This window comes from Enterococcus raffinosus (genome assembly GCF_001886185.1).
Classification (GTDB): domain Bacteria; phylum Bacillota; class Bacilli; order Lactobacillales; family Enterococcaceae; genus Enterococcus_A; species Enterococcus_A raffinosus.
On the sequence record NZ_JXLA01000055.1, the window covers coordinates 1 to 16,856 of the forward strand.

13 protein-coding genes are annotated in these 16,856 nt (G+C 40.1%); 10 read left to right on the top strand and 3 right to left on the bottom strand.

The features are described from left to right. Positions 1–41: 41 nt before the first annotated feature. Together RV13_RS18820 and RV13_RS18825 are read right to left on the bottom strand one after the other, a co-directional pair. Positions 42–662: an NAD(P)-dependent oxidoreductase gene (locus tag RV13_RS18820; protein WP_028021293.1), complete on the bottom strand. Its 621-nt coding sequence runs from the start codon at positions 660–662 to the stop codon at positions 42–44. A gap of 78 nt (positions 663–740) precedes the next feature. After that, positions 741–1,385, bottom strand: a complete 645-nt coding sequence (locus RV13_RS18825) for a CPBP family intramembrane glutamic endopeptidase (protein ID WP_028021294.1) — start codon at positions 1,383–1,385, stop codon at positions 741–743. 199 nt (positions 1,386–1,584) lie between these two features. Between RV13_RS18825 and groES the strand changes: the two genes are divergently transcribed. The 9 genes from groES (at position 1,585) to RV13_RS18870 (ending at position 15,471) form a co-directional block, all read left to right on the top strand. Next, a complete protein-coding gene (gene groES, locus RV13_RS18830; RefSeq protein ID WP_010745764.1) occupies positions 1,585–1,869 on the top strand; it encodes a co-chaperone GroES in 285 nt (94 codons plus the stop codon). A 22-nt stretch (positions 1,870–1,891) separates the two neighbouring features. After that, entirely contained in the window at positions 1,892–3,520 is a 1,629-nt protein-coding gene (groL, locus tag RV13_RS18835) for a chaperonin GroEL (protein ID WP_028021295.1), read from the top strand. Between the two features lie 359 nt (positions 3,521–3,879). Then, on the top strand, positions 3,880–6,795 hold the full coding sequence (locus tag RV13_RS18840) for an NADH-dependent flavin oxidoreductase (RefSeq protein ID WP_028021296.1): 2,916 nt from the start codon (positions 3,880–3,882) through the stop codon (positions 6,793–6,795). A gap of 155 nt (positions 6,796–6,950) precedes the next feature. Further along, positions 6,951–7,310, top strand: coding sequence for a DUF1827 family protein (locus tag RV13_RS18845; RefSeq protein WP_010745767.1), 360 nt, complete (start codon positions 6,951–6,953; stop codon positions 7,308–7,310). Positions 7,311–7,472: 162 nt separating this feature from the next. Then, positions 7,473–8,945 carry a nicotinate phosphoribosyltransferase gene (locus tag RV13_RS18850; protein WP_010745768.1) on the top strand — a complete coding sequence of 491 codons (1,473 nt, stop codon included), beginning with the start codon at positions 7,473–7,475 and terminating at the stop codon, positions 8,943–8,945. A 15-nt stretch (positions 8,946–8,960) separates the two neighbouring features. Next, positions 8,961–9,785 (top strand): NAD(+) synthase, encoded by an 825-nt coding sequence (nadE, locus tag RV13_RS18855; protein WP_028021298.1) that lies wholly within the window; start codon positions 8,961–8,963, stop codon positions 9,783–9,785. A gap of 192 nt (positions 9,786–9,977) precedes the next feature. Then, the gene (locus tag RV13_RS18860) at positions 9,978–11,783 is read left to right on the top strand and encodes an LTA synthase family protein (protein ID WP_028021299.1); all 1,806 of its coding nucleotides are present in this window, start codon (positions 9,978–9,980) and stop codon (positions 11,781–11,783) included. An 18-nt stretch (positions 11,784–11,801) separates the two neighbouring features. Then, positions 11,802–12,548: a tRNA 2-thiocytidine biosynthesis TtcA family protein gene (locus RV13_RS18865; protein ID WP_028021300.1), complete on the top strand. Its 747-nt coding sequence runs from the start codon at positions 11,802–11,804 to the stop codon at positions 12,546–12,548. Between the two features lie 244 nt (positions 12,549–12,792). Next, the gene (locus tag RV13_RS18870; RefSeq protein ID WP_028021301.1) at positions 12,793–15,471 is read left to right on the top strand and encodes a calcium-translocating P-type ATPase, SERCA-type; all 2,679 of its coding nucleotides are present in this window, start codon (positions 12,793–12,795) and stop codon (positions 15,469–15,471) included. Positions 15,472–15,519: 48 nt separating this feature from the next. Here the strand turns inward: RV13_RS18870 and RV13_RS18875 are convergent, their stop codons facing one another. After that, entirely contained in the window at positions 15,520–16,026 is a 507-nt protein-coding gene (locus RV13_RS18875; RefSeq protein WP_060789505.1) for a GNAT family N-acetyltransferase, read from the bottom strand. A 153-nt stretch (positions 16,027–16,179) separates the two neighbouring features. On the opposite strand from RV13_RS18875, the gene RV13_RS18880 reads away from it, so the two are divergent. After that, on the top strand, positions 16,180–16,605 hold the full coding sequence (locus RV13_RS18880; RefSeq protein WP_010745774.1) for a hypothetical protein: 426 nt from the start codon (positions 16,180–16,182) through the stop codon (positions 16,603–16,605). The last annotated feature ends 251 nt before the right edge of the window (positions 16,606–16,856 follow it).

Consider the following 16,856-nt stretch of genomic DNA (forward strand, 5'->3'; position numbering starts at 1 on the left):
ATCAGTCCTATTTGACAAAGAGCCCATTTTTTTGAGAAGACTCAACTGTACACGCTAAAGTGCTGATTGAGATGTCTAGGTTCGATGACTTCGTCAATTACTGCGATCGCGTAATCAGCCATGCTGATCTCGCTTTTTCCTTCATCGTTCTTTTGTAAATGGTCATCACTGATTTGATAATGACCGGTGCGTACACCGTTTGGCACAAAGTTTGCCGCTGGACTTATGTAGGTCCAATTCAACTGCTGAGCAGCTCTTAAATCCATAAATGCTTGATACATGTTATAAGCGGTTGGATAATAAACAGCTTTAGGATCAGAGACATCAATCATGCGGTGCTTCTCATCGATAAACAAAGAAGAGGCGCCGCCGACAACGATCAAGCGAGTATCCGTTCCTTGTAAAATAGTGCTGAGATGTTTTAGAGAAGTTTGATGAAGCTCCTCCTGACCGTTAGGTGGACGAAAAGCGTCAATCACTACATCAAAAAATGCGACATCCTTCTTAGTAAGCTCGAATAAGTCTTTCACTAAAATTGGAACCTTTACCTTTAGCTTTTCTGGATGCCTTACGATGGCAGTAACAGCTAGGTCACGACTCAACGCTTCGTTTAAAATTAAAGAACCTGCATTTCCGGTGGCACCGATAATGGCTATTTTCATTAAAAAACCTCCTTAGACTATGTGTTGCCTTTAGTCTAAGGAGGTTTTTATAAAATAGCAAAGAATTCGAATCATCCATTACGAGGATTGAAGGGCTAATTGAGTAAGAATCACTAAGAGATTCATGCCTACATGAGTAATCATAGATGTCCAAATACGTCCACTATAGCGATACATGCCGCAAAACAAGAAGCCCAATCCGGCGTATAGCAGGTAATGACCATCATTGTGGGCAAAGGCGAATAGCGCCGAACTCAACAGTGCAGGGAAGAAGAAACCAAATCGCTTTTCTAATGCGCCAAAGATGGCGCGACGGAAAACAAATTCCTCCATAATTGGTCCAGCGAACGTTGTCGCTAAAATAAAAATCATATTGTTCATAATCAATTGGACGATATTTTGCGTATTTTGTGAAGAAAGCGATTGTCCAAGGAAGCGTTGTTCAATTTGTAAGAGAACCATTTGCAAGAGTAATGATGCAGGAATGCCAACGATTCCTATCAAAAGAGTAATCAAAAAATTCTTTTGTTGTTTCTCCAGCTCGAATACACGTGATTTCAAACGATAAAATACCATTAATGCGGCACCGAGAAAGTAAGCCAGTGTCGTCAATTGGATGATCTGTGATGGATTTGCTTGAAAGACACGTAAAAAAGCAATGGGAGAAAACAGAACCAATCCGTAAGTAAAGATGGTTATAAAGCTATATTTTTTTTCGCTCATTGTTTTTCCTTTCTAAACAGTTATTGTTCCCAAGTATAACACATTTTGAGGAAAAACCTCCCAGATAAAAAATCAGAAAAAGGCAAACGAAGGACTTGCAAAAAGAAACAAAAATGGTATTATAAGAATTGTGAGTTAGCACTCTTAGTTATCGAGTGCTAACGATTTGAAAAATCATTACTAGTTGGAGGGATCTATTGTGTTAAAACCATTAGGTGATCGCGTCATTCTTGAAGTTACTCAAGAAGAAGAAAAAACAGTTGGAGGCCTAGTCTTAGCTTCTGCAGCAAAAGAGAAACCACAAACAGCGAAAGTTGTGGCTGTCGGTGAAGGCAATGTGCTGGAAAATGGTCAAAAAAGTCCAATGCCAGTAGCTGTTGGTGATATGGTAATGTTTGAAAAATATGCTGGTACAGAAGTGAAATATGAAGGCAGTGAATATTTAATTATCGCTGCAAAAGATATTATGGCAATCGTTGAATAAAAAATAATGAGGTGAAAGAATCATGGCAAAAGATATTAAATTTTCTGAAGATGCACGTGCAGCAATGCTTCGCGGTGTAGACAAATTAGCAGATACAGTAAAAGTAACATTAGGGCCAAAAGGACGTAATGTTGTTTTAGAGAAATCTTATGGTTCACCATTAATTACGAATGACGGTGTGACCATCGCAAAAGACATCGAATTAGATGATCATTTTGAAAACATGGGCGCAAAACTTGTTTCTGAAGTTGCTTCTAAAACAAACGATATCGCTGGTGATGGAACAACGACTGCAACAGTTCTTACACAAGCAATCGTTCGTGAAGGCTTGAAAAACGTTACTGCTGGTGCGAACCCAATGGGCATTCGTCGCGGGATTGAATTGGCTACAAAAGCGGCAGTTGAAGAACTACACAGCATTTCTAAAGAAGTAGATTCAAAAGATGCGATCGCACAAGTTGCGGCAGTTTCTTCAGGTAGTGAAGAAGTTGGTAAACTGATTGCTGAAGCAATGGAAAAAGTTGGCAACGACGGTGTTATTACTATTGAAGAATCAAAAGGGATCGATACAGAATTAGATGTCGTTGAAGGAATGCAATTTGATCGCGGCTACTTGTCTCAATACATGGTAACAGACAATGATAAGATGGAAGCTGCTTTAGAGAATCCATACATCTTGATTACTGACAAGAAAATTTCGAACATTCAAGATATCTTGCCATTGTTAGAACAAGTCCTACAACAATCTCGTTCATTATTAATCATCGCTGATGATGTAGATGGTGAAGCATTACCAACATTAGTATTAAACAAAATCCGTGGTACCTTTAACGTTGTTGCTGTTAAAGCACCTGGTTTTGGGGATCGCCGTAAAGCAATGCTTGAAGATATCGCCATTTTAACTGGTGCAACAGTGATCACAGAAGACCTAGGCTTAGATCTTAAAGAAGCAACAATCGAAAACTTAGGTACTGCTGGTAAAGTTGTCGTTGATAAAGACAATACAACAATTGTTGAAGGTGCTGGCGATAAAGCCGCTTTGACTGACCGTGTTGAAATGATCAAACGCCAAATTGGTGAAACAACTTCTGATTTTGATCGTGAAAAATTACAAGAACGCTTGGCTAAGCTTGCTGGCGGAGTAGCTGTAGTTAAAGTTGGTGCAGCTACTGAAACGGAATTGAAAGAATTGAAACTACGTATTGAAGACGCGTTGAACTCTACGCGTGCCGCTGTTGAAGAAGGCATCGTTTCTGGTGGTGGTACAGCCTTAGTAAACGTGATCAAGAAAGTGTCTGATTTAGATGCTGAAGGCGATGTAGCGACAGGGATCAAGATTGTTGTACGTGCTTTAGAAGAACCTGTTCGTCAAATTGCTGAAAATGCTGGTTTCGAAGGATCAGTAATCATTGATAAACTGAAAAATGCTGACCGTGGCACTGGATTCAACGCTGCTTCTGGCGAATATGTAAATATGATTGATGCGGGTATCGTTGACCCAACGAAGGTTACTCGTTCAGCTTTACAAAACGCAGCATCTGTTTCAGCATTATTATTAACTACTGAAGCCGTTGTTGCTGACAAACCAGTTGAAGGTGGCGCAGCAGCTGCTCCAGCAATGGACCCTTCAATGATGGGCGGCATGATGTAAGGTAGAAGTTCTTCTATAATTACTCGTTGCTTAAAAGACGAAGACCGTGACTTTTGTCACGGTCTTTTTGTGTTCACAAAAGAATGGAGAGCCGTTTCACAATCATAAATAGTATTTATAGATTGTATGTAAATAAACTATTGGAATTTATCAATCAAATTTCTTACAATGAGCGTAAGAAGGAAATATACTTCCTTGTTCATAAATTATCAAGAAAAAATCTAATGTAAATGAAGTAGCAGGTACGAAGGAAGAATAGAGTAAAAAATCCTTTGTTAATCATTTGACCGCACATGTGAATTTTGTTACATAACGAGAGCTTTTTGATGAGTAGGCGTTCATTTTGAAAGGAGAACCATATGTTAAGAAATTTATTTGATGAGATTCCATTAGCATCCGGAGCAAGTTTTAAGAATCGTTTGTTTATGTCGCCAATGACGACGCAATCGGCCTTTTATGATGGAGAGATCACACAGCAAATCATTGATTATTACGCGTTTCGCTCTGGGGATGCGGCGGCAGTTATTGTTGAAAGCTGCTTTGTGGAAGACAAAGGACGCGGATTTCCCGGCGCATTAGGTGTTGATACAGATAAAAAAGTTGCTGGTTTGACAGAATTGGCAACAGCTATTAAATCAAAGGGTTCAAAGGCGATCATGCAGATTTATCACGCTGGTCGGATGGCTTGGCCGGAGATCAATGGTGGCGCAACACCCATTTCTGCAAGTCCAGTCGCAGCTTTGCGTCCCAATGCTCCTGTCCCTCGTGAAATGACAGAGGAACAAATCTTAGAAATGATTACGATGTTTGGCGATGCCACACGCCGTGCAATCGAAGCTGGTTTTGACGGTGTGGAGATTCATGGAGCCAACACCTTCATTTTACAGCAATTCTTTTCTCCTCATTCAAATCGAAGAGAAGACCAATGGGGCGGCAGTCGTGAAAAACGGGCGAAATTCCCCTTAGAGGTCATGAAAGAAGTGCAACGAGTAGTAGAAGAACAAAAGGCAGAAAACTTTATCATCGGTTATCGCTTTTCACCAGAAGAGTTAGAAGAGCCGGGCATCCATTTTGAAGATACGATGTTTTTATTGAATACGCTTGCAGAGTTGCATCCAGATTATTTCCATTTTTCTATGGGTGCTTACACACGTCCATCTATCGTTGATTCCGACGATCCGGAACCGCTGATTACGAAATATTTAGCGCAACGCTCACCTGCGTTGGCACAGATTCCGATCATGGGTGTGGGGTCTATCCTCCAACGAGCAGACGCGGAAGATGCGTTGAAATTAGGCTATGATCTATTAGCAGTCGGCAAAGGCTTCCTGATTGAACCAAACTGGGTAAACATGATCAAAGACGGTGTAGAGGTTATCGATTATGCCCATGTAAATGCCCAAAGAAAATTATTAATTCCGACTCCTCTATGGGATTTCATGGCCTATATGGTTATTGATCCAGAAGAAGAGAAACGGAAACATGAACGATTGAAAGAACTACAAAAAGTGAAACTGACCTTCAAACCTGGTACTTATACGGTTGAGGCGAAAGGCCACAATAGCGAGCTTGCGATGAATGTGACCTTTTCAGAAGAACGGATTGAAAAAATCGAAGCAGATCAAAGCAATGAATCAGAAGGGTTATCCGATCAGGTGTTCATTCGCTTGCCACAACAAATCATAGACGGTCAAACACTGAATGTGGACGTAATCTCTGGAGCTTCTGCATCTAGCCAGGGATTGATTGACGGCGTGGCTGAAGCAGTAGAAATGGCTGGAGCTAGTTCAGAAGTGTTGAAGGCTCGACCAAAACCAACGGTTCAATGGTCCAAAGAGGTTGTAGAAGAAGAAGCAGACGTAGTAATTGTTGGTTCTGGGGCAGCAGGGATTTCTGCGGCGTTAAGAGCAGATCAGATGGGCTTAAAAACGATTCTGTTAGAAAAATTAAGCTTTGTTGGTGGAGCAATCTCTATCAGTGGCGGGAATCAAGTGGTTATGGGCTCCAAGCTGCAAGCGGCAGCAGGCGTTTGTGATGACACAGCGGAATGTATGATAGAAGATTTCTTAGCTAATGGTAGTGGCTTAAATGTCCCTGAGCTTTTATCCACTTTAGCTGAAAATGTTGGTGAAACGACTGATTGGGTTCACGAATATATGGGTGTCGAATACGATATGAAAAACGGGCTGCATACTTTAGCAGAATATCGTAAGAATCGTGAGTTGGCATATGAAGATGGTGGACATGGGTTTGCTGCTAGTGCTAGAAAGGCATTGGAAAGAAGCAATGTAACGATTTATCTGCAAACAAAAGCAGAACAATTGCTAACGGATGGCAACGGCAAAGTGACTGGCTTAACGGCTGTTGAAGATACTGGTAAGCGGCACAATATCCATGCGCCAGCAGTCATTCTTACAACTGGCGGCTATGGGAACAATCCGAACCTGTTGAGCTCTGAATTGAATAATATTCTCTTTTATGGGACCAAGTCCTCTACAGGTGATGGCATATTAATGACTACAACACCAGAGTTGAACGCGGCGACACGTATGATGGAGTATGGAAAGATTTACCCGAATGGTGTGGAAGTTTCCCAAGGATATGCAAAATCAACTATCGGCGGGAACATTGAAGTGTTGAAACGGAACGGATTGCTAGTAAATACTGCTGGAAAACGGGTAATCAATGAACGTGCCAGCAATAAGAAAATTCTAGAAGTGCTCTTACAGCAAGATCCGCAAATGTTATTCCTATTGATGGATGCTGAACGCTTCGAAATCTTTACTGAAGCCGTAGAAGAAGGCGGTATTACAAGAGAAGATTTGGAACGTTGGATCGAAAACGAAGAAGAGACCCCACAAATCTTCCGAGCGGACACGTTAACAGAGCTAGCTGAAAAAGCGGGAATGGAACATGATAGTCTAGTAGACACCGTGGCTCGATATAATGGCTGGGTGGAAAAACAAAAGGATGAAGATTTTGGTCGTCAATTGGAGTTTTTACAAGAAAAAGTTGGCGAAGGTCCTTATTATATGATTGAACAAAAACCGCGTTTTGCGACAACGATGGGTGGTCTAGTCGCAAACGGACAGTTACAGGTCTTGAATCGCAACGATCAAGCGATTGAAGGGCTTTACGCAGCAGGTGAATTAGTGGGCGGCGTAATGGGAAGCGACTCTCCGTCAGGGGCAAATAATGCTTGGGCATTGACTTCTGGTAAACTGGCCGCGGAAAGTGTTCAAAAAACAGTACAAGTAGAATATGTCATGCAGTAAAAAGTAATCCTGAGGCGGCTGTCTCAGGATTTTTTTCTTTTTTGTAAATTTTTTTTATTCCTTAAAAAAACGATCGATCGTTATGGTAAAATAGTCAATGTTAAGAATTAAAGTTAGTCATTTCGACTAAAATAAATAGAATAGGAGATTGTTGAATGAAATTAATTGAGACCCCATTAAATAGCAATGTTAACTTGGAAACACTATATCCTAATCTAACGAAATACTTTTTTGATAAGCGCCAAGCTGTGAAGCTTCTTAAATTATATGCGTATGATCGCACAAAAATCATTTATGCTGACCGATTTGATACGATTGATTTGCTATTGTTAAATCGCAAACGAAAGATCAGTCATCAAGAGGTCGACACAATCATTCACCGACTATTGAAGGTGGACCGTGAAGATGTAACCGTGAATGTAGGCTATAAAAAGCAAATCATGGAAGCTGGTTTGCGCCCTAAAGAAGCCTATAAGGACATCATAGCAATAGAGTACAAAGTACCAACAGAATAATTGATGAAAGAAAGACCGCGTGTCTTTCTTTTTTTATCAAATAAACGATCTATGATAAAAAATTCACGGATTAGCAGAGAGCAAAAGCTACTCCCTCAGAACTCTTGTGATATAATGAGAGAAATAGTTTAAACTACTAAAAACAAAATGAGGAGCATGACTATGAAAAAGTTGTACGAAGATGACAGTTTGACACTTCATACGGACCTTTATCAGATCAATATGATGAAAACTTATTGGGAGACAGGTCGAGCGGATCTTCATGCCGTCTTTGAGTGTTACTTCCGTAATATGCCGTTTGATAACGGTTATGTCATCTTTGCTGGATTAGAGCGTCTAGTTAAGTACTTGGAGAAACTATCATTCAGTGAGAGCGATCTAGCCTATCTGTCGGAGGTAGAGGAATATCCAGCAGATTTTATTAATTATTTGCGGGAATTCGAGTTTACTTGTACTGTTCGTTCTGCCATAGAAGGCGAACTGGTATTTAGTAACGAACCGATTATTCAAGTAGAAGGGCCTTTATTACAATGCCAGCTAGTTGAAACGGCACTTTTAAATATTGTGAACTTTCAAACCTTGATCGCGACCAAAGCCGCTCGAATCAAATCAGTTATCGGTGAAGACCCATTATTGGAATTCGGTACACGACGTGCGCAAGAATTAGACGCTGCACTCTGGGGTACACGAGCAGCTTATATTGGCGGTGCAGATGCTACCAGTAATGTACGAGCTGGAAAGATTTTCGGTATTCCAGATAGTGGAACGCATGCTCATTCATTGATTCAGTCCTATGGTAACGACTATGACGGGTTTAAGGCATATGCAGAAACACATCGAGACTGTGTCTTCTTAGTCGATACGTATGACACGATCAAATCAGGAGTGCCAAGCGCGATTAGAGTAGCACGGGAAATGGGCGATAAGATCAATTTCTTAGGTGTCCGAATCGATAGCGGGGATATGGCTTATATCTCAAAACGGGTGCGCCAACAATTAGATGAAGCGGGATTTCCTGATGCAAAAATTTATGCTTCAAATGATCTAGATGAAAGTACCATCTTAAACTTGAAGATGCAGCACGCGAAAATCGATGTTTGGGGTGTTGGTACAAAGTTAATTACAGCCTATGATCAACCAGCGTTAGGTGCAGTTTTCAAATTGGTTTCAATTGAAAATGAAAAGGGAGAAATGGTAGATACCATTAAACTTTCCAGTAATGCAGAAAAAGTAACGACGCCTGGGAAAAAACAGGTTTGGCGAATTACACGTAAATCTGATGGGAAATCAGAAGGTGACTATGTAACGCTATGGGACGAAGATCCACGAGAAGAAAAAGAAATCTATATGTTCCATCCAGTCTATCCGTATATCAATAAAACAGTGAAAAATTTTGAAGCACGTCCGGTTCTCAAAGATATCTTTGTAGATGGAAAACGAATCTATGAACTTCCTGATTTAGAAACGGTGAAGCAAACGGCGAAAGAAAGCCTTGATTCGTTATGGGAAGAATACAAACGTGACTTGAATCCGCAAAAATATCCAGTCGATCTTTCTACGGAGTGTTGGAATCATAAGAACAAAATTATGGACCAAGTACGTAAATCTGTGGTACAAACAGAACAAGAAGATTAAAGGAGTGGACGTTTTATGACGTTGCAAGAAGACATTATTAATGAATTAGGAACCAAGCCAACCATCGACCCGAAAGAAGAAATTCGTAAGAGCGTTGAATTCTTAAAAGCTTACTTAAAAAAATACCCATTTTTAAAAACATTTGTCTTAGGGATCAGCGGTGGGCAAGACTCTTCATTGGCCGGTCGTTTAGCACAACTTACGATGGAAGAAATGCGTCAAGAGACAGGCGATGAAAACTACAAGTTTATCGCTGTACGTTTGCCTTATGGCGCCCAAGCCGACGAAGCAGACGCGAAAAGAGCGCTAGCGTTTATTCAACCAGATGTTAGTCTAAGCGTGAATATCAAAGGAGCCGTTGATGCAGAAGTAGCCGCTTTAGAAGAAGCGGGTGTTTCCATCAGTGATTTCAACAAGGGCAATATCAAAGCGCGTCAACGAATGATTACTCAATATGGGATTGCTGGAGATAATCAAGGGGCGGTTATCGGAACGGATCATGCCGCTGAAAACATTACAGGCTTCTTTACAAAATTCGGTGATGGCGGGGCAGACATTTTACCGTTGTTCCGTTTGAATAAACGACAAGGAAAAATGTTGTTGAAAGAACTTGGAGCGGAGGAAGCCTTATATATGAAGGTGCCTACTGCCGACTTAGAAGACGGGAAACCTTTGATTGCGGACGAAGTAGCGTTGGGCGTGACTTATGATGATATCGATGATTATCTAGAAGGAAAAGAGATTGATTCAAAAGCGCAGGAAACCATTGAAAATTGGTGGAACAAGACCCAGCACAAACGTCATTTACCAATCACTATTTTTGATGACTTTTGGAAATAAACGATGACTAAGACCTAGTGGAGAACAAGCTTCACTAGGTTTTTTTGACTTATACAAAAAAATAGAGAGTAGAATCTTTCAAAGTGTCAAATTTTAAATAACTATCTGTTTAAGGGAGAGATGTATAGGTATTCTTTACTTTCCATAGTTTTCTCGCTAAAATATTTAGGTGTTCATGAATAGGAGAGAGCTATGCAAAAATTTCGAAAACTTCCATGGCGCCAATTTCTAAAGGGAATAGGTGTGCTTGGTTTGATTCTTGTTTCAAATCTTTTTTTTCAGCTGACTCAGAATGATTTCTCATTTGATTTAGCCTTTAAATTCGCCTTTTCTTGGCATACCGAAAAATTCTTTTTAGGTTGTTTTGTCTTACTGATTTTTTACGGATGGCTTAGTAGTTTTTTAGGTTCATTAAAAGCAGGCAGCATATTTTATACATTAGCAGTGATTGGTGTTGGAATAGCCAATTATCTGAAAATGAAGTATCGAATGGAACCCATTTATCCCGATGATCTTAAAATGATCACAGAATTTGGAATGATTCGGGATATGGTTGGAGTGCCAATATTCCTTCTATTTTTGTTGCTACTAACAGCCGGTGTAGTTTTAGTCATCTTCAGCATAAAGAAAAGTTTAAAGCTGAAGAAGAAAAAACAGTGGATTCGATTGGGATTTTTTCTTTTAACGAGTATGCTGCTGCTATATATCGGTGGGTTTAACCAACAAGGGAATTTATTGCGAAAGGCGTATAATAAAACCGCCTTATGGATTCCCTACAGTCAAAAAATGAATTACTATAATACAGGATTTATGGGCGGTTTCTTATACAATCTGCCAGTAGATGCGATGGAAAAGCCAGAGAATTATTCAGAAGCGGCTGTAAAAAAAGTTACGAAAACCTATGAAGCGAAGCAAAATGAAGAGGATACTGAAAAACCTAACATCGTTTATGTCATGAGTGAGAGCTTTTCTGATCCAGCGCGCTTAAAGGGCTTAGAAGTGTACGGAGGAGATCCATTACAGGATTATCGAGCAGTCGCAGACAAAACATATAGCGGACAAATGTTGTCGCAGAATTATGGGGGCGGGACCGCTAATATTGAGTTTGAGGCGTTGACCGGATTTTCTATGGAGCTCTTTAACGCGCAGATGACGACCCCCTATACAATGTTAGTTCCAGAATTTCAAATGTTTCCTTCATTAGTGAGTACCTTAAAAAAACGTGGCTATGAAACCACTGCGATTCATCCCTACAATACATCCATGTACAAGCGGAAGGACGTCTATCAAACGTTTGGCTTTGACCAATTCCTAGATGAAAGTACGATGAAACATACGGATAAGATCGAAAACAATCCTTACATTTCCGACGAAGCTGCTTACCGAGAAATTTTTGATCAATTGGAAAAAAAGAATAAACCGCAATTTTTACATCTGGTAACGATGCAGACGCATATGCCCTACGAAAATAAATACGATGAGCTGCCCTATGTCGTTCAAGGAGACAACAGTTTAGCAGTAAGAAGCTATCTGCAGGACATTGCGTATAGCAGCGAGGCATTGAAGGCCTTCTTAGAAAGATTGGATGAACTGCCTGAACGAACACTGGTTGTTTTTTGGGGCGATCATTTACCGGGCATTTACTCTGATGAAGTACAAGAAGAAAATCAAGGGCATTTATTGCACGAGACAGAATTCTTAATGTATGACAATCGCCATCAGCTAAATAATCAGCAGGTTACAACGAGTCCATTTTATTTTGCGGCGGATCTTTTTCAGCAGGGAAGAATTCAAATGACCGGGTTTCAAACCCTATTAGTCTCTTTACAAAAGGAGCTGCCGGCCTTTGAAAAGGGCATGTATTATCAAAGCGGGCAATGGTTCAAAGAAGCTCGTTTAAATAAGAAGCAAGAAAAGTTGTATCAAGACTATCAAATGATCCAGTATGATATCACTGCTGGCAAGCAGTATAGTTTAAAACAAAATTTTTTTGAGTAAAGAGCTAAAGGAGTAAGTATGGGATTTAAAAAGAAAGACAATCAAAGCTATTACAATCCTTTGCGTCGCGCTATCTTGAATCACCAGATGATCGAACCTGGCGATAAAGTGGCGATTGGCATGAGCGGTGGGAAGGATAGTACCACCTTACTTTATTTATTGGATCGAATTCGGAGACAAGGGCGTTTAGGTTTTGACTTTGAATTGATTCCAATTTCTCTTGATATGGGGTTTGATGGCTGTGATATCACCCCTATGAAGGAGTTTGTGGAAAGTTTGGGTTATTCACTAGAAATTGTGCCTACGAATATCGCAAAAGTTGTTTTTGATATCCGAGAAGAAAAATCACCTTGTTCCTTGTGCGCAAAGCTTCGCAGAGGGATTTTGTATAATCGAGCCAGTGAGTTAGGCTGTCAAAAAGTAGCATTAGGTCATCACGTTGATGATGCAATCGAAACATACTTTATGAACTTTTTGTTTCACGGACGAATGAACAGCTTTGAACCAAAAAGTTATCTGACCAAGACAAACGTGACCCTAATCCGGCCCATGATCTATCTTGAAGAAAAACAAATCATTCGACTTGTGAAACGTGAAGAATTACCAGTCATTTTTAATCCTTGTCCTGTGGATAAGAAAACAAAGCGTGAAGAAATAAAAAACTTGGTGACGAACCTTGCTAAAAACTACCCAGATATACGGGAAAAGTTTATAATGGGCATGGAACAAGGAACAGCTGAAGATTTTTGGACCAAAAGTCTCTAGTGGAAGCTCTTACAATCGATTATTTTAAAAGTAGTGATTGTATTCCCGCCTTTTCTCATGCTATAATTCGTTTTGTATTCATGAGGGAGTAACTAGCAGCGCAAGCTGTGGCAACGCCACCAGCAAGAAAAAAATATTTTTCTGGTGTTGTCTTAAATAGTGAGACTTATGTATGTGTCTTTTCGCATACACAAGTCTATTTTTTTTTACTCCCGAAAGGAACACTATATTAAGGAGGATAAGAATGTCAGAGGAGAAAAAACAACAACTGATAAAGCCTTTTTATTCGGAAGAAAAAGAACAGGTTTTAGCAGAAGTTCAAACAACAGAAGAAGGGCTGACATCTGCAGAAGCAGAAAAACGCCTGAATGAATATGGTTTGAATGAACTAGAAGAGGGTGAAAAGAAAAGTATGCTCGCCCGCTTCTTGGAGCAATTCAAGGACTTAATGATCATTGTTTTACTATTTGCAGCAGTTATTTCCGCGGTCGTCTCACATGAGGTAGTCGACTCGATCATTATTCTAGCTGTTGTTATTATTAATGCCGTAATGGGTGTGGTACAAGAATCTAAGGCGGAACAAGCGATTGAAGCGTTGCGTGAAATGTCAACACCGAATGCAAATGTCTTACGGGATGGACACACAAGTTCAGTAAAATCAACAGATCTTGTTCCTGGGGATATAGTTATGTTGGAAGCCGGAGATGTGGTACCAGCAGATCTGCGTTTGATTGAGGTTGCCTCATTAAAGATTGAAGAAGCGGCCTTAACTGGTGAATCTGTCCCCGTTGAAAAAGAGCTCATCGTGATCGATGAAGGCGAAGTCGGCATTGGTGATCGTGTGAATATGGCTTACTCAAATAGTAACGTCACCTATGGTCGTGGTAAAGGTGTCGTTGTCAACACCGGAATGAATACCGAAGTAGGAAAAATCGCTGGAATGTTGGCACAAGCGGACGAAACTGAAACACCGCTTAAGAATAACTTGAATCAATTAGGTAAATTCTTGACGTTTGCAATTATTATCATTGCGGTAGTGATGTTTTTCGTAGGAACAGTCTTTAACAACACTTCATGGGTCGATATGCTATTGACGTCGATCTCATTAGCCGTTGCGGCGATCCCAGAAGGATTACCTGCGATCGTTACAATCATCCTTGCTTTAGGAACACAAGTAATGGCTAAACGTAATTCTGTCATTCGTAAATTACCAGCAGTTGAAACTTTGGGTTCAACAGATATTATCGCTTCAGATAAAACAGGGACGTTGACCTTGAATCAAATGACTGTTGAAAAATTATATGTTGATAATCATCAGTATGAAGCAAACGGCGAAGTTCCTAGTGACAGTATGGCGATGAAGGTCATGAACTATGCGAATGATACTAAAATCGCTCAAGATGGCAGTTTGATTGGTGATCCGACTGAAACGGCGCTTGTCCAATTTGGGTTGAATAATCATTTTGATGTTCGTGAAAAGGTAGCCGAGGAACCTCGTGTTGGTGAATTACCTTTCGACTCTGATCGTAAATTGATGAGTACTTTACACGAAGAAAAAGACGGAAAGATACTGGTGGCTGTTAAAGGAGCACCGGATGTTTTATTGGATCGTGCAACACAAATTCTGTTAAATGGTCAAGTTGTACCAATGACGGACAAGGAAAAACAAGATATTTTAGCCAATAATAAAGACATGGCGCAGCAAGCTTTGCGTGTCTTAGGAATGGCTTACAAGTATGTTGATCAAATTCCTGTTGAACTGGAATCTGAAATCATTGAAAATGATCTGATTTTTGCTGGGCTAGTCGGCATGATCGACCCAGAACGTGCGGAAGCAGCTGAAGCTGTACGTGTAGCGAAAGAAGCTGGGGTCCGCCCAATCATGATCACAGGGGACCACAAAGATACAGCGGAAGCTATTGCTGCTCGTTTAGGGATCATTGAAAAAGGCGATGACGACTCCGTACTGACGGGTGCTCAACTAAATGAAATGACTGATGAAGAGTTTGCTCAAAAAGTTGAACATTATTCCGTTTATGCCCGTGTTTCTCCGGAGCATAAAGTTCGAATCGTCAAAGCGTGGCAAAAAGAAGGAAAAGTCGTTGCCATGACCGGTGATGGTGTCAATGATGCTCCTGCCTTGAAACAGGCAGATATTGGTATCGGTATGGGAATCACAGGGACAGAAGTTTCTAAGGGTGCTTCTGATATGGTCCTTGCGGATGATAACTTTGCCACAATCGTAGTCGCTGTTGAAGAAGGACGAAAGGTCTTCTCAAATATCCAAAAAGCAGTTCAATATTTATTGGCTGCCAACTTGGGTGAAGTGTTGACCTTGTTTATCGCTACATTGCTTGGTTGGGACACCTTGTTACCTATCCACTTGTTATGGATCAACTTGGTAACTGACACATTCCCAGCAATTGCTTTAGGTATGGAACCAGCTGAAAAAGATTTGATGCAGCACAAACCTCGTGGCCGCAGTTCGAACCTGTTCTCAGGCGGGGTCTTCTCTAGTATTATCTATCAAGGAATCTTAGAAGCCGCTACTGTATTGTTTGTTTACTGGTCCGCAATTCAATGGCCCGTTCATACCAGCTATGGAGAGATTCATTCAGATGCGTTGACAATGGCCTTTGCTACGTTAGGTCTGATGCAGCTATTCCACGCTTTTAACGTGAAATCAGTTCATCAATCCTTATTTAAAGTAGGACCTTTCCGCAACAAGAGCTTCAACTGGGCGATCTTACTTTCCTTTGTATTGATGATGGTGATCATCGTCGTTCCTGGATTGAATGATATCTTCCGAGTAGCTCATCTTGATCTTTATCAATGGGGCATCGTCATCGGTGCATCCTTTGCGATTATTCCAATCGTTGAAATCGTAAAAGCTTTCCAACGAGGAGCACAAAAAGATAAGTAAAAAAGAAACCTTCGCATTTCGATCAATTAACCGAGATGCGAAGGTTTTTTATTTGATTAAGGCATACATCTGCATGTCTTTGATTTCACCGTTTTTGACGGCATTCTTTCTTAACGTTCCCTCAAATTGAAAACCGCTTTTTTCTAATACGCGACAAGAGCCTCTGTTTGTTGAAAAGGGTTCGGCGAAAATACGCATGATGTCCGTTTGATTAAATACATGATCTGCCAGCTGTTTCACAGCTTCCGTAGCAATTCCTTTGCCCCAGTACTCTTCTGCTAAATAATAGCCCATCTCAGCCGTTTGACGATGGATGTTCTCACATCGAAAAGCACCAATACTGCCGATGGCTTTGTTTTCATCGTTAATTATCGCAAATGCAAAAGTTTTGGTTGAGTCAGCCGCTAGCATGTCTTGAATAAATGCTTGTGCGTCTTTCTCAGTGTAAGGATAAGGAAGGCCATCGTGTAAGTTGTCTTGAATTTTCTTATTGCTTAACATTCCCGCTAAATCTTTCGCATCCTCTAGCCGCCATTTTCGAATGATCTTATCCATAAACATGCCTCCTAAGAAATAATTGTTCCTTTAACGGTATCATCATTTAAAGTAAAAATGAAGTCATTTCTTAATATTTTCTAGGCAGCTTTGCATCTTGATCGAAAATCGGTAAAATGAAAGTATCAAAAGATAGAAAGTAGGAAGAAATGAATGCGACCTAATACAGGGTTTTACGCTAGAGAAATTAATGAAATTGTCCAAAATACAGAAAAAATGGGAGAACGTCTACACCCAAGCTATGAGGAAATACGTACGGCTTTAGATGAAAAGAAAATAGCTGATTTTGATCAAGAACGTTTATCTGAAATCCACGAACTTTTTAAAGAAGGAACACAATTTTACCAATTAAATTTAGAAAAAATAGGTCTGCTGAAAGCACCAGCAAAAGTGATGGGAAATCATAAAAGCTTCGAAAAAGCCTATATTCAATATGTCGCTGGCTGCCAAGAAATGACAGACAGCCTATTACCGGAAGTAAATGAGGAAGCCTTTAATGCAGCTGAAAAAAAACAAGATGCTGCAACGGATACGATCTACAAAACAATTCAAAAAATCACGAATTTGTTATTGAAATAGGTAACAAGTCAAAATTCAAATAGAACAAAGGTTTTCTAATTTTTTTATAACGTTATTTTAAATACAAATAGGGAAAGATCAGGTATGATTAATTCATAACCAATAACAACCTTTTCTTTTTCATTGCATTTAGGTAATACTCCTTTAGCACCGATTTGCCGATCGGTGCTTTTTTTGTCATTCCAACTTTTCACAGTTTGTTAAAGTATGAGTGGAATTATTTTTTTTAAGGAGTCTTGGAACAAGAAGTT

Excerpts from the sequence above, each read along its gene's own strand:
- RV13_RS18820 (WP_028021293.1), bottom strand. The coding sequence starts at position 662 with ATGAAAATAGCCATTATCGGTGCCACCGGAAATGCAGGTTCTTTAATT.
- RV13_RS18825 (WP_028021294.1), bottom strand. The coding sequence starts at position 1,385 with ATGAGCGAAAAAAAATATAGCTTTATAACCATCTTTACTTACGGATTG.
- groL (WP_028021295.1), top strand. The coding sequence starts at position 1,892 with ATGGCAAAAGATATTAAATTTTCTGAAGATGCACGTGCAGCAATGCTT.
- RV13_RS18840 (WP_028021296.1), top strand. The coding sequence starts at position 3,880 with ATGTTAAGAAATTTATTTGATGAGATTCCATTAGCATCCGGAGCAAGT.
- RV13_RS18845 (WP_010745767.1), top strand. The coding sequence starts at position 6,951 with ATGAAATTAATTGAGACCCCATTAAATAGCAATGTTAACTTGGAAACA.
- RV13_RS18850 (WP_010745768.1), top strand. The coding sequence starts at position 7,473 with ATGAAAAAGTTGTACGAAGATGACAGTTTGACACTTCATACGGACCTT.
- nadE (WP_028021298.1), top strand. The coding sequence starts at position 8,961 with ATGACGTTGCAAGAAGACATTATTAATGAATTAGGAACCAAGCCAACC.
- RV13_RS18860 (WP_028021299.1), top strand. The coding sequence starts at position 9,978 with ATGCAAAAATTTCGAAAACTTCCATGGCGCCAATTTCTAAAGGGAATA.
- RV13_RS18865 (WP_028021300.1), top strand. The coding sequence starts at position 11,802 with ATGGGATTTAAAAAGAAAGACAATCAAAGCTATTACAATCCTTTGCGT.
- RV13_RS18870 (WP_028021301.1), top strand. The coding sequence starts at position 12,793 with ATGTCAGAGGAGAAAAAACAACAACTGATAAAGCCTTTTTATTCGGAA.
- RV13_RS18875 (WP_060789505.1), bottom strand. The coding sequence starts at position 16,026 with ATGGATAAGATCATTCGAAAATGGCGGCTAGAGGATGCGAAAGATTTA.
- RV13_RS18880 (WP_010745774.1), top strand. The coding sequence starts at position 16,180 with ATGCGACCTAATACAGGGTTTTACGCTAGAGAAATTAATGAAATTGTC.